Source organism: Pseudorhodobacter sp. E13 (assembly GCF_003991405.1).
Lineage (GTDB): Bacteria > Pseudomonadota > Alphaproteobacteria > Rhodobacterales > Rhodobacteraceae > Pseudorhodobacter.
In genome coordinates, this window is the sequence record NZ_RPEN01000081.1 from 1 (window position 1) to 399 (window position 399).

Annotated in this window: 1 protein-coding gene; it reads right to left on the reverse strand. The window is 60.9% G+C overall.

The genetic code is table 11. The features are described from left to right. Nucleotides 1-33: 33 nt before the first annotated feature. The coding region (locus EGN72_RS00195) for a hypothetical protein (RefSeq protein WP_233586967.1) at nt 34-399 on the reverse strand (366 nt) is incomplete at its 5' end.

A 399-nucleotide genomic window follows, 5' to 3' on the forward strand; every position in this document is an offset into this window, starting at 1 on the left:
GATTTGATCTCATATCGTTTCATTGTCTTGCCCTTAAATTGTGAACGCTTGATGCTCGGCCCAGCAATCGAGCCGCTGCCCGTCCAAGGTCGATTTCCAAATCTCGCCGGAGCTGTCGCGCAGATTGCCGCCCGGCACGGTTGACGCCTGCCTCGGTTCCAGATGCGGGGTGGTGCCGTAATAGACGGTCTTCCCGGTCCCCGTGCTCGCGCTGGCCAATGTCAGCGTCACCTGATTGGGGGCCGAGACGACGACATTGCTGATGGCCTTTTCGTCAGTGCTGTCGACAAAGCGAAAGCCGCTCTGGGGGTAGGACCGCACATTCGCGCTATCGAGCGCCAGCGTTCCGTAAGGCACGCTATAGGTCAACACGACGGTCGCGCCGGTGGCCGTGGCGGC